This is a genomic window from Glacieibacterium frigidum (genome assembly GCF_007097155.1).
In the GTDB taxonomy this organism is placed as follows: Bacteria; Pseudomonadota; Alphaproteobacteria; order Sphingomonadales; family Sphingomonadaceae; genus Glacieibacterium; species Glacieibacterium frigidum.
In genome coordinates, this window is sequence record NZ_VJWA01000002.1 from 1,115,288 (window position 1) to 1,127,412 (window position 12,125).

Below are 12,125 nucleotides of genomic sequence, written 5' to 3' on the forward strand. Positions count from 1 at the left end.
CTCATTCTGCAGGCTGGAGCCGGGCGTCGGCGACCGGGCGACGGCGCGACAGGCGGTCGCCGAGTGCACGGCACACGACATAGAAGGTCGGCGTGAACAGCAGCCCGAACCCGGTGACGCCGAGCATGCCGAAGAACACCGCGGTGCCGAGCGCCTGGCGGAGCTCAGCGCCCGCACCGCTGGCGATGAGCAGCGGCACGGTGCCGAGGACGAACGCGAAGCTCGTCATCAGGATCGGCCGCAGCCGGTCGCGCGCCGCCCGCACCGCGGCCTCGACGGGGTTCAGCCCGTCCTGCTCCTCGGCCTGCTTGGCGAACTCGACGACCAGGATCGCGTTCTTGGCCGCGAGCGCGATCAGCACGACCAGCCCGATCTGCGTCAGCACGTTGTTGTCCATGCCGCGCAGGTTCACGCCGATCATCGCGGCGAGCAGGCACATCGGCACGATCAGCACGATCGACAGCGGCAGCACGACGCTTTCGTACTGCGCCGCAAGCACCAGGAAGACGAACACCACGGCTAGCGCAAAGACCACCGCCGCGGTGCTGCCCGCCGCCTTTTCCTGGAAGGCAATGCCCGTCCACTCGGTGCCGTAGCCCGCCGGCAAAGTCTCGGCCGCGAGCTTCTCCATCGTCGTCAGCGACGCGGCGGACGAGTAGCCGGGGGCCGTATCGCCGTCGATCTCGACCGCCGGGAACAGGTTGTAGCGCGTCACGCGGTACGGCCCCGTCCGGTCCTCGAAGGTCGCGACCGAGCCGATCGGCACCATGTTGCCCGAGGCCGACCGCGTCTTCAGGTTGGCGATGTCGGCGGTCGTCTCGCGGAACGGCGCGTCGGCCTGCGCAGTGACGCGGTAGGTGCGTCCGAGCAGGTTGAAGTCGTTGACGAACGAGCTGCCGAGATAGACCTGCAGCGCCTCGAAGACCCGCGACGGCGGCACGCCGAGCATGTCGGCCTTGGCCCGATCGATGTCGGCGAAGACGCGCGGTGTCGAGGCATCGAAGAAGGTGAAGACCTGCGCCAGCCCCTCGGTCTGGTTGGCCTTGCCGAGCAGCTTTCCCGTCTCGGCGGCGAGCTGCTGGTAGCTGCCGCCGCCGCGATCCTGGACGATCATGCGGTAGCCGCCCGCCGAGCCGATACCTTGGATGAGCGGCGGCGGAATGACGAGGATCCGCGCTTCGTCGATGTCGGCAGTCGCCTTGCGGGCCGCTTCCATGATGCCTTCGAAGGTCACGCCGAGCTTGGCGCGCTCCTCGAACGACTTGAGCGGGATGTAGGCGGCGGCGGCGTTCGGGGCGAGCGTCTGCGACGGGCCGTCGAAGCCCGCCAGCATCACCGCGCCCTTGACGCCCGCGAGCGGCAGGATGCGATTGGCGACCTTGCGGACGGCGGCGTCGGTCCGCTCGACCGAGGCACCGGCGGGCAGCTGCACGACGGTCAGGAAATAGCCCTGGTCCTGCGCCGGGATGAACCCGGTCGGCGTCGCCCAGAACAGTGCGGCGGTCGCGGCGATCAGCCCGGCATAGCCGATCATCATGCGCTTCGGGCGCACGACGAGCCGCGCCGTCAGCCGGGCATAGCGCTCGCTCAGCCGTTCGAAGGCACGGTTGAAGCGGTCGCCTGCGGTCCCGATGATGCGGGTCAGGCGGTTCCCGGGACCGCTCGCCGCGTGCGGCTTGAGCAGGATCGCCGCGAGTGCCGGCGACAGCGTCAGCGAGACGACCAGCGAGATCACCGTCGCCGTCGCGATGGTCACGGCGAACTGCTGGTAAAACGCCCCCGACAGGCCGGTCAGGAACAGCGTCGGCACGAACACCGCGCACAGTACCAGCACGATCGCGACCAGCGCCCCCGACACCTCGTCCATCGAAGTCTGCGCCGCCGCGAGCGGGGTCAGCCCGCGCGTCAGGTTGCGCTCGACATTCTCGACCACGACGATCGCGTCGTCGACGACGATACCGATCGCCAGCACCAGGCCGAAAAGCGACAGCGTGTTGAGCGAATAGCCGAGCGCGGCGAGCACCGCGAAGGTGCCGACAAGCGAGACGGGGATCGCGACGATCGGGATGATCGCCGCGCGCCACTTCTGCAGGAAGACGAGGATGACGAGAACGACGAGCAGCATTGCCTCGAACAGCGTCGTGATCACCGCGTCGACGGACTGGGCGATGAACTCGGTCGGATTGTAGATGACGCGGTACTCCAGGCCCTTGGGAAAGGTCTTCGACATCGCCTCCATCTCGGCGCTGACCTGTTCGGCCGCCGCGAGGGCATTCGAGCCCGGGCGCTGGAACACCGCCGCGATCACCGTCGGTTGTCCGGACAGATAAGTGTTCGAGGCGTAGTCGGCGGCACCGAGCTCGACGCGCGCGACATCCGACACGCGAACCTGGCGGCCGTCGGCGTCGGTGCGGATCACGACATTGGCGAACTGCGCCGGGTCGGTCAGCCGGCCCTGCGTCTCGACGTTGAGCTGGAAGGCATTGCCCTGGGCGTACGGCGGCTGGCCGAGCGTACCGGCGGCGACCTGGACGTTCTGCGAACGCAGCGCCGCGACGATCTCGCCGGCGGTCAGGTCGAGTGCGGCGGCACGCGTCGGGTCGATCCATACGCGCATCGCATAGTCGCGGCTGCCGAACAGCCGCACGTCGCCGACGCCCTCGATGCGCGCCAGCCGGTCGCGCACCTGCGTCAGCGCATAGTTGGAGATATACCCGCGATCGAGCGAGTTGTCGGGCGAGATCAGGTTCACGACCATCAGGAAGTCGGGCGAGGTCTTGCGCGTCACGACGCCCAACCGCTGCACATCCTCGGGAAGGCGCGGCACGGCGACCGCGACGCGGTTCTGCACGAGCACCTGCGCCGCATCGAGGTCTGTGCCGATCGCGAAGGTGACGGTGATCGTCAGATTGCCGTCACCCGTCGACTGCGACGACTGGTACAGCATGTTGTCGACGCCGTTGATCTCCTGCTCGATCGGCGCGGCAACCGTCGCCGCCACCGTTTCGGCCGAAGCGCCCGGATAGGCCGCGCTGACGGTCACCGTCGGGGGCACGATGTCGGGATATTGCGCGACGGGGAGCCGCGTGTAGGCCAACGCACCGACCAGGATGATGACGATCGCGATGACCGCCGCGAAGATCGGACGCGTGATAAAGAAGCGAGACAGGCGCATGGGGGGCTCCCCGGATGGAGGATCGAAGGCAGGCGGCGATGTAGCGGTGGCGTCAGCGGGAGAAGGTCGCTCCGCCGCTGGTCGCATTGCTGCCGGGCGGTGCCCCGGCGAGCTGCACCGCCGGCGCGATCCGGCCGGCGCGGGTCTGCACCTTGGTGCCCGGCATCGCCATCTGCGTGCCGCTGATGACGACGCGGTCGCCGGGCGCGAGGCCCGACCGGACGACGCGCAGGCCGTCCAGCACCGGGCCGAGCTCGACAGCCTTGGCGCTGACCGAACCGTCGGTAGCGACGGTCAGCACGGTCTTGCGGGCCTGGTCGGTCTGGATCGCGGCATCGGGGACGAGCAGCGCGCGGGTGCTGCCGCCGCTCGACAGCCGCATGTTGCCGAACATGCCGGGCGTCAGGAACAGGTCGGGATTGGCGAGCACCGCGCGCCCCCGCACCGTTCCCGACCGAGGGTCGAGCCCGTTGTCGGTGAAGTCGAGACGCCCCGACCGGCGATAGTCGGTTTCGTCCTGCAGCTTGACCTCGACCGGCGACGGCCGCCCGCCCGATTGCTGCGCACGCTTGGTCTTGAGGAACAACGCCTCCGACGCATCGAAGGCGAAGTAGATGGGATCGAGCGCGTTGATCGTGGTCAGCAGCGTGCCGGTCGTATCGCCCGCAGCCACGAGGTTGCCGGCGTCGATGCGGCGGTCCGAAATTCGCCCGCCGATCGGCGCGCGGACGCGGGTGAATTCGATGTCGAGCTGGCGCGCTCGCACCCGCGCTTCGCTCGCTGCAAGGGCGGCGCGGGCAGCCCGGACGCGGGCGGTCAGCTGGTCGATGTCGCTCTTCGAAACCGCATCGTCGGCAACGAGCCGGTTGGCGCGGTCGAGGTTGGCCTGCGCCAGCGCGACATCGCTCTGCGCGCTCGCCAGCCCTGCGCGCGCCTCTGCCAGCGCGGCGGCGAACGGGCGCGGGTCGATGGTGAATAGCAGCTGCCCGGCGCGGACGACGGCACCGTCGGTGAAATGCACCCCGGTGATGGCGCCCGAGACGCGCGGACGCACCTCGACCGAGTTGCTCGCCTCGAACCGGCCGACATATTCGTCCCACTCGCTGATCTCGCGAACCAACGGCTGGGCGATGGTCACCATCGGCGGCGGCGGCGCGGCAACGACGGGCGCATCGTTCGAATAGACGATCGCTGCCGTGGCAAGCAGTGCCGCGGGAATGGCTACCAGCGCGACGCGCCCGACCATCGAGCGGCGCGGCTTCGTCGGGTCGGGGGCGACCGCGGCGTAATCACCGGGTTCGATCTTCGTCATCATGTTCATGCGCGTGCACCCTGGGCGCGCGCCGCGCTGATACCGGTCTGCATCAGCTCGTACTGATCGGCCGAAAAGCCCGCCGCCTGAAAGGCGCGCAGGTCACCCGTGGGGATGGTGTAGCCGTGGTGCCAGCTGAGTACCGCGGTGCGGCGCAGCGCCTCGAGTCTGGGGTCGGCGAGCACCGGGCTCGCGCGCTTGCCGAGCAGCAGGTTGAGCGCCTTCGACACGCCGCCCCCGCCACGCAGCGACGACATGCGGTCATTGCGCGCGAGCCGGACCACCGACCATTCGAGCGGGCTGAGCGTCGCTTCCGGCGACGGGGCGACCGGGGGCCGTGCAGCGACGGCAGGTCCGGCTGAGTGAAAATCGACAAAAGCCATGATGGCCTCCTTCGTCGCGACAAGGCGTGAGCGGTCGGACGGCCGGAGGACTATTCTCTGGCCGCGGTGAATTCGGGCGCACGAGACCGACCGCGTCCAGGGACGTGGCGAAACGTGATCAACGATGTGATTTGACGGGTGGCCGGACTAACGTCCGGTCCGGACCCTTTCGATGTGGGTGTATCGCATGACGAGTGCCTCCGGCGATCCGGGGGCCGCGACGGCACCCGCTGCTTCTGTACTAACCGGTATATAAACTTCGTTGCGGCGCGTCAATGCCTTCCATACCGATCGGTAGAAAAAAATCTATCGCCCCGGCCACATCATCAGGCTCATGTCGACGACGCGTTCCAGATCGGCGCGCGTCGCACCCGATCCCGCCTGCACCGCCATGCCCTGCAGCAGCGCGAACAGATAGGCGGTGAGATCGGTCACCTGGACATGATCCGGCAGGTCGCCCTCGCGCTTGGCTCGCTCGAAGCGCTCGACAAGCGCCGCCTGCGACGACGAGCGGCGCGCGATGACGTCGGCCTTGATCGACTCGGCCTCCGACCCGCACGCGACCGAGTTGATGACGCCCATGCAGCCCTTGGGTCCGGAGGAACTGGTCTGCGCATCGACCGCGCCGCGCATGAAATACTCGGCAACGGCACGGGCGGTCGGCTGCTTCAGCGCCTCGCGCGTATAGTCGAGCTTCTCGGCCTCGTAGAGATCGAGAGCCTTGTGAAACAATGCTTCCTTGTTGCCGAACGCCGCGTAGAGGCTGGGCTTGGTAATTCCCATCGCCGCGGTCAGGTCGGCCATCGACGCGCCCTCGTACCCCTTCGACCAGAACACACCGAGTGCAGCCGCGAGTGCCGCATCCACGCAGAATTCGCGCGGACGTCCCTTATTGGGCACAGCGGTTGCAGCACTTTCCATAACGCCCGGTATATAATTGATCGCCGGACAATGTCCAGTGAGCCAGACAGCCTGCGCGCTGGAGCTGCCACCACGCCCGGCTCACATGGCCAAGGAGCCATCCCCGGGAAATTTGACCAGTCGATCGTGGAGCGCCGCCGCCACGCCAGCCGCCATAACGCGCTTGTTCTCGTCGCTGTGTCCTGAATAAGACATGACGACCACGTGCGGCGTCGAGCCGCTCTTTAATCAGACGATGCTGAGAACGTCCTGGACAGGACGGCGCGGCTTCTGCGGCCAGTTTTCCGGCGTACCGTAGCCGACGGCCACGAGAACGACGGGCACCTCGTTTTCGCCCAGCCCGAACTCACGCGCGACGCCTTCGGGATCGAAGCCGATCATCGGCCCGCTTCCCAGACCCATCGCATGTGCGGCGTAGAACAGCGTCGCGGCACCAAAAGAGGCCGAGCGTACGGCCTCGTCGCGCTGCCGCCAGGGCTGACCGGCGTAAAGGCTGGCGGCGCCGGCCACCCACCCGTCGACCATTGCCGCGGGCATCAGGCCGGCCTGGACGGCAGGCGCGAGCCGATCAGGTAGCGTCGTCTCGTCGGCCATCTGACCGACGATGATGAAGGTGACGGCCGCCTCGGTGATCTTCGCCTGGTCCCATGCGACCGCACGCAGCCGCGCCTTCGCGTCCGGACTGTGAACGGCGATGAAGCGCCAGTTCTGCAGATTGAAGGCCGTCGGCGCCCGCGTCGCGAGGCGGACGAGCTCGGTGATCTGTTCGTCGGAGACATCGCGCGTACCGTCATAGAGGACGGTCGTGCGGCGCTCCTCGATGGCGGCGATGACATCGGCCATTTTATTTCCTCCTGTCAGGGATTTTGGTATTCGGTGATCCCGCCCCTCAGGGGGCGACGGTCACACAATGCTGTCGACGACGCCTCCATCGACGCGCAGCGCGGCGCCGGTCGTCGCGGAGGCCTGCTTCGAGCTGATGTAGACGATCATGTTGGCGACCTCTTCGACCGTGGCGGCACGCCGGATGATCGACGAGCTCCGATGCGCGGCGACGAAGTCATCTGCGATCTTCTCGACGCTGTCGCCCGACGTGTTGCCGGCCTTGAGCATGCTGGCGACGCCTTCGGACAGCGTCGGTCCCGGCAGCACGGCGTTGACGGTGACTCCAGTGTCCGCGAGCCGCTTGGCCAGACCGCGCGAGATCGCCAGCTGACTGGTCTTGGTGAAGCCGTAGTGGATCATGTCGGCCGGAATGTTGATCGCCGATTCTGAGGAGACGAAGACGATCCGGCCCCAGCCCCTGTCGGCCATCCCCGGCGCATAGGCGCGGGAGAGGCGAACGCCCGACATCACGTTGGTCTGGAAGAATTGGTCCCAGACCTCATCCGGCGTCTCGAAAAAGTCCTGGGGCCCGTAGATGCCGAGATTGTTGATCAGCACGTCGAAGTTCGGATGCCGCGCGACGAGCCGCTCGCAGGCCTCGGCCATGCTCAGGTCGCCGGCGAACCCCTCGACGGTCGGCCCCACCTCGCGAAGGCTCGCGACGGCGGCCGCGACGCTCTCCTCGCTTCGGCCATTGACGACGACGCTCGCACCAGCGGCCAGAAAGCCTTTCGCGGCGGCGAAGCCGATGCCGCCGGTCGAGCCGGTCACGAGCACGCGCTTGCCGTTAAAGTCGATGTTCATCTTGTCACCTCGGTCGTTGCCCGCCCGATGTGCCGTGACAGCGCATGAATGATAATCCCGGCCATTTCGAATTGATCTTTCGAAAATGTCGAACGGTCGGGAGCCCTTCTGGAGATTGAGTGCGCGGTAGGAATCAGGGCTCGGCCGGACCGTCGCGCAGGGCATCCGCGAGAAACTCGATCAGCGCTGCAACCCGCCGGCTCGTCGGCGCCGCGGCATGCACCGCGAACAGATCGACCTGCCACGGCACGAAGTCGTCGAGAGCGGTCGTCAGTGTGCCAGCGGCGAGTTCCTCCCGGACATCCCATTGGTTCTTGAAGATGACCCCTGCCCCTGCCACGCCCCATTCGCGGAGGACGTCGCCGTCGCTTGCCTGCCTATCGCCGCGCACCTTCATATTGAGGATCTTGCCGTCGACACGAAACGCCCAGGTCGACAGCGGCGCGCCCGGCCGAGCGAGCACGATGCAATTGTGGTTTGCGAGTTCGCTGGGGTGCGCCGGCATACCCGCCCGGCGCCAATAACGCGGCGACGCGCAGACGACGCGCGGCCCCCGGATCAACACCCGTGCCCGCATCGTCGAATCAGGCAGCGGCCCGCTCCGGATCGCGAGATCGATATGCTCCTCGATCAGGTCCACGGGGCTGTCGCTCAGCAGAAGGGCAATGTGGACCCCCGGCTGGCGTTCCTGGAAGGCATCGAGAAGCGGACGCAGCCGGAACCTGCCGAAGTCGTTTGTGGCGGTAATCCGGATCGGTCCGCTAAGGGGTCCGTCGTCGCGCAGAGTGCTGAGAGCGGTGTCCCAATCGGACACGATGCGGCGCGCATCCGCCAGCAGGAGTTCGCCCTCGTGCGTGAAAACCAGCTTTCGCGTTGACCGCGCCATGAGCCTGACGCCGAGTTCCTGTTCGAGCTGACTTACCGCGAGCGCGACGGTGGACGTGGCAATCGCACGCTGCCGGGCGACACTCGAGAAGCTGCCGGCTTCCGAAACGTCGAGCAGCAAGCGCAGCGCGTCGATCCGGTCCATGCTCGAATCCCTTATGAACCGATCTTGCAGCGGTCGCGATCGTCTCAAAGGCAAGGTACATTTTAATGCGACACTGGGTAGTTTCATCCTCTACCCACTGACGATCCTCGCGACGCGTGTTCACGAGAGGCCACGGTACGGTGATCGAGCGCTCTGCCCCGACACCCGACCGTGCCGCACCGCCCCTTTTGGTCAGCTGACTCGAGCGCAGCTGCGCGTGATTGCATCGATCAAGCTGCGGAAGTGCGTCGTGCACGCACGCCTGTATCACGACGCACGTGCACGACGATTTTGGCGGAAGCGCCCTGCCACACGCTACGAGCGGGAATGATCGACGAGTCGCCTTCACTCGCGTTCAGTCGCGCGGTCCAGATCGACAGCGCCACGCTTGGCGGCGGCGGACGAAGCCATGGACGAAGCGTTTCGGGAACGGCCGTCAACTTTGCTGGCCGGGCTTGTCGACCTAACGCGGATCCGTCGGAGTCAGCATCAAGCCTGACATCCTATGATTCACACTTGCGGTGCCGCTGTGAGACCCGGCACGCCGTCAAGCAGGACTGAGTTTAAGCCCGTCGACGTGCTGCAGGAAGTTGAGGTTACCGCTCTTGTCGTCCTCATAGTCGACGATGATCTGCGCCACGCCCGCGGGCCAGACATATTTGTCGGCGACGATACCGAGTTCCTTCAGCTTTGCCGCCAGGTCACGACGCATGTTGACGCGGAACCGGACGCAGCCCTCGCCAAATCCGCACTCCTGACGCTTCACACCAGTGTAGCCGACATCGTTAAGGATCAACCGATAGGCGCCCGCCCCGAACCCCGACGGCACAACCTTGTGGTAGCCTTCCAGCTTGAAGCTCACCGTCTTCACACCGCCCTGCACGGTGACCACTGGCTTATAGCGTATGAAGGCGAGCACCAGGCTCTGACCGTTGCGCAGACGCTTCTCGATATCGGCATTGCCGAACGTCGTCTGGTCGGTGACGGTATCGGCCCACTGGAAGAAAGAAGCGCCCGTGAAGATGTTCGTGGCCGTCGCGCAGCTGTTGGGCAGGTAGGGGTTGCAATTGGGCCCGGCGAGCCCCTCCATGACCTGTCCAGCACCGGTATCGGCGATCAGCTCGGCAGGCCCGAGGCCGTAGGCCGTACGTTGCGACAGCTTGCCTTCGGCGACCAGCTTGTCCTGCAGCTGCGATGCGCGGACCAGCTTGTAGTAATAGTTCAGCTGGCGGACTTCCTTCGGCGCACCACCTTCCGCCGGGATCGACATCAGCATCGACGTGCGGCCGACCGGCTTTATGCCGGCGTTGCGGTTGTTCAGCTGGGTCAGCATGATCGTGAGCAGCGAGGTGTCGTAGCAACCCACGCCGGCCCATGGCGCCAACGCTGCGTCGATCCGAGGATCGGTCTGCTCGATGAGCGGCATGTTGCGCGTCATGCACTGCTCACCCAGAACCCTGCCCCGGAACAGCGTCTGCTCGCAGTCGAGGATTCCCGCCTTGACCGTCGCCTTGGTGGTCTTCAGCACCAGAGGCCGCGCGAGGTCGGCCCGTGTCGGGGCCATCAGTTCGCGAGGAACCGTGAGCTGAGCGTTGCGGGCGGCGCTGATCGGGTCGGCGGACCCCGGCGCGGCAACCAGAGTTGCCGCCGCAATCATTACAGCCGGCAGGGTCCGTCCGATACGCCTGCCGTGACCGACGGCAGGGCGGCGGGCGGCGCCGGGTCCACGAATGTCCGACCGTGTATCGGACGTAATTTGGATGGTGAGGGCAGGCAAGAAACGAGGCATCGATAAGCTCCCTGTTGGCTTGGGGGCCTATAGCCAGAGCTCGACACGCAACGCAGTGGCAGCGTCGGGCGCCGCGAGGCGCATCCGCCTGCACGACGGTGCAACGAGAGTTGCAGCAATTACCGCGAGTTCTGGGACGTTTGCCTCCAACGGCAACGATTGCTGTTAAAGGGCAGACTTAGGCGCGGCGCTTCTTTCTACTGAAAGTCTCCGCGCTCGACCTGAACGATGCGGGCTGCCCCGCGACGGCTGCAGCGTCGATGCCGAATGCGACGATCGTAAACAGCACCAGCTGGTTCGCATCGGTAACTTCGACCCGAACCTCGTCGCCAGCCCATACTGCATCGGGGTGGTCGCTGATCACGCCGCTTAGAAACCGTGCGGCTTCCAGGCGAGCTTCGTTTATCGTTGCAATCTCGACGCCCTCAACATCGGGATTATAAATTGCCCCCGCGAGGTTGAAAAAACACTTCATAGTTTTCCCGATACCAGGTCAGATCGCTGCCATAACTGCTGACGGCGTACGACAGCTACCTACCTAATGCGCTTCGCAGGCGATTGATGTATATCATCCGTATCGGCCGCAACCATTTGTGATAGCTGAACGGCACGGCGTTTTGCGAGGCCGTGCAAGGCGCGCTCGTGGATGGAGGTGCCTGCTTCACACGGGCGACCGAGACAGGTGTGCGCTTCGAATGCGCTGCCGGCAATCGTCCCTTCATCCGATACCGGACGCTCATGGGGGAGTTGCGGCTTCACGCATTGGGCTTGTGGCGTAGAGCCTGCGTAACGGGCGATTGGCGCGGATGAAGGAGCGGCGATATGTTCATCGTAATGGGTGCGACGGGAAACGTCGGGGCGGCAGTGGCCGACGAGCTTCTCGCCCATAACGAGGAGGTGACGATCCTTACGCGTCACCCTGAAGATGCAGACGCGTGGACCAAAAAGGGTGCGATCGTCGCTAGGGCCGACGTGAACGATATCGCATCTCTCCGGGAGGCGTTCCGGAGAGGTAGGCGCGCATTCCTACTCTATCCACCAGCCGACCCGAGTGGCAACACGGACGCTACCGAAAGGCGCAGCATCGCGAACATCCTTGCGGCATTGGCGGGTTCGGACCTGGAGAAGGTCGTGGCTGCATCGACCTACGGCGCGCAACCAGGCGAGGCGATCGGCGACCTGTCTACGCTGTGGGAGGTGGAGAAAGGGTTGCAATCGCAGCCGATCCCCGCGGCAATCAACCGTGGCGCCTACTACATGACCAACTGGCTCAGCTTTACCGAAACTGTCCGTGAGACTGGCACCCTGCCAAGCATGTTTCCTGTCGACACCCAGATGCCGATGGTTGCTCCAGCAGACTTGGGGAAAGCAGCGGCAACGCGGTTGCTAGGGTCAGTCGGCGACACCGGCATTCGATATTTTGAAGGTCCTAAGCGCTACACGCCGCAAGACGTCGCCAACGCTTTTGCGATGACGCTCGGCAGAGAGGTTCGTGTGGACGTTGCACCACGCACGACATGGGAAGCTGCCTTCGAAGGCGCTGGCTTTTCGCCTGAAGCTGCGAGCGCTTACGCGCGAATGACGGCGGTCAGCCTGGACAGCGGCTTCGATAAGCCTGCGTCACCTAGCCTCGGCGCAACCGATCTCCATACCTTCATTGCCGCAGCAGTGGCCTCGAAGGCGTAGCTCCCGCTGAGCGGGTCGATCCCGGTAGGCTCAGACGCGAGAATTCAGGCTCCTCGGCCGTCAGGTTGCGGCAGGAACGACCCGATCCCGGCCACTCAATGTCCGTCGACACGCTCCCAAAATCGAACGCTCATTAATGC

Annotated in this window: 10 protein-coding genes; 1 reads left to right on the forward strand and 9 read right to left on the reverse strand. The window is 65.7% G+C overall.

Features of this window, described 5'->3' with window-relative positions:
- Nucleotide 1 precedes the first annotated feature (1 nt).
- The 9 genes from FMM06_RS14885 to FMM06_RS14925 all read right to left on the reverse strand — a co-directional run bounded on the left by FMM06_RS14885 (nucleotide 2) and on the right by FMM06_RS14925 (nucleotide 10,774).
- Complete coding sequence (locus FMM06_RS14885; RefSeq protein WP_144335114.1) at nucleotides 2-3,175, reverse strand: efflux RND transporter permease subunit; 3,174 nt, start codon at nucleotides 3,173-3,175, stop codon at nucleotides 2-4.
- Between the two features lie 52 nt (nucleotides 3,176-3,227).
- Nucleotides 3,228-4,496 carry an efflux RND transporter periplasmic adaptor subunit gene (locus FMM06_RS14890; protein WP_144335115.1) on the reverse strand — a complete coding sequence of 423 codons (1,269 nt, stop codon included), beginning with the start codon at nucleotides 4,494-4,496 and terminating at the stop codon, nucleotides 3,228-3,230.
- Nucleotides 4,493-4,870 (reverse strand): hypothetical protein, encoded by a 378-nt coding sequence (locus tag FMM06_RS14895; RefSeq protein ID WP_144335116.1) that lies wholly within the window; start codon nucleotides 4,868-4,870, stop codon nucleotides 4,493-4,495. Before FMM06_RS14895 ends, FMM06_RS14890 begins: the two co-directional genes overlap by 4 nt.
- 306 nt (nucleotides 4,871-5,176) lie before the next feature.
- The gene (locus FMM06_RS14900) at nucleotides 5,177-5,791 is read right to left on the reverse strand and encodes a TetR/AcrR family transcriptional regulator (RefSeq protein WP_144335117.1); all 615 of its coding nucleotides are present in this window, start codon (nucleotides 5,789-5,791) and stop codon (nucleotides 5,177-5,179) included.
- Nucleotides 5,792-6,019: 228 nt separating this feature from the next.
- Nucleotides 6,020-6,634: a nitroreductase family protein gene (locus tag FMM06_RS14905; protein WP_144335118.1), complete on the reverse strand. Its 615-nt coding sequence runs from the start codon at nucleotides 6,632-6,634 to the stop codon at nucleotides 6,020-6,022.
- A gap of 60 nt (nucleotides 6,635-6,694) precedes the next feature.
- Nucleotides 6,695-7,447, reverse strand: a complete 753-nt coding sequence (locus FMM06_RS14910) for an SDR family NAD(P)-dependent oxidoreductase (protein ID WP_235889334.1) — start codon at nucleotides 7,445-7,447, stop codon at nucleotides 6,695-6,697.
- 166 nt (nucleotides 7,448-7,613) lie between these two features.
- Nucleotides 7,614-8,510, reverse strand: a complete 897-nt coding sequence (locus FMM06_RS14915) for a LysR family transcriptional regulator (RefSeq protein WP_144335119.1) — start codon at nucleotides 8,508-8,510, stop codon at nucleotides 7,614-7,616.
- 547 nt (nucleotides 8,511-9,057) lie between these two features.
- On the reverse strand, nucleotides 9,058-10,299 hold the full coding sequence (locus tag FMM06_RS14920; protein WP_144335120.1) for a hypothetical protein: 1,242 nt from the start codon (nucleotides 10,297-10,299) through the stop codon (nucleotides 9,058-9,060).
- Between the two features lie 178 nt (nucleotides 10,300-10,477).
- The gene (locus FMM06_RS14925; RefSeq protein ID WP_144335121.1) at nucleotides 10,478-10,774 is read right to left on the reverse strand and encodes a DUF6894 family protein; all 297 of its coding nucleotides are present in this window, start codon (nucleotides 10,772-10,774) and stop codon (nucleotides 10,478-10,480) included.
- 347 nt (nucleotides 10,775-11,121) lie between these two features.
- Between FMM06_RS14925 and FMM06_RS14930 the strand changes: the two genes are divergently transcribed.
- Nucleotides 11,122-11,985 carry an NmrA family NAD(P)-binding protein gene (locus FMM06_RS14930; protein WP_144335122.1) on the forward strand — a complete coding sequence of 288 codons (864 nt, stop codon included), beginning with the start codon at nucleotides 11,122-11,124 and terminating at the stop codon, nucleotides 11,983-11,985.
- Nucleotides 11,986-12,125 lie beyond the last annotated feature (140 nt).

Excerpts from the sequence above, each read along its gene's own strand:
- FMM06_RS14885 (WP_144335114.1), bottom strand. The coding sequence starts at position 3,175 with ATGCGCCTGTCTCGCTTCTTTATCACGCGTCCGATCTTCGCGGCGGTC.
- FMM06_RS14890 (WP_144335115.1), bottom strand. The coding sequence starts at position 4,496 with ATGAACATGATGACGAAGATCGAACCCGGTGATTACGCCGCGGTCGCC.
- FMM06_RS14895 (WP_144335116.1), bottom strand. The coding sequence starts at position 4,870 with ATGGCTTTTGTCGATTTTCACTCAGCCGGACCTGCCGTCGCTGCACGG.
- FMM06_RS14900 (WP_144335117.1), bottom strand. The coding sequence starts at position 5,791 with ATGGAAAGTGCTGCAACCGCTGTGCCCAATAAGGGACGTCCGCGCGAA.
- FMM06_RS14905 (WP_144335118.1), bottom strand. The coding sequence starts at position 6,634 with ATGGCCGATGTCATCGCCGCCATCGAGGAGCGCCGCACGACCGTCCTC.
- FMM06_RS14915 (WP_144335119.1), bottom strand. The coding sequence starts at position 8,510 with ATGGACCGGATCGACGCGCTGCGCTTGCTGCTCGACGTTTCGGAAGCC.
- FMM06_RS14920 (WP_144335120.1), bottom strand. The coding sequence starts at position 10,299 with ATGCCTCGTTTCTTGCCTGCCCTCACCATCCAAATTACGTCCGATACA.
- FMM06_RS14925 (WP_144335121.1), bottom strand. The coding sequence starts at position 10,774 with ATGAAGTGTTTTTTCAACCTCGCGGGGGCAATTTATAATCCCGATGTT.
- FMM06_RS14930 (WP_144335122.1), top strand. The coding sequence starts at position 11,122 with ATGTTCATCGTAATGGGTGCGACGGGAAACGTCGGGGCGGCAGTGGCC.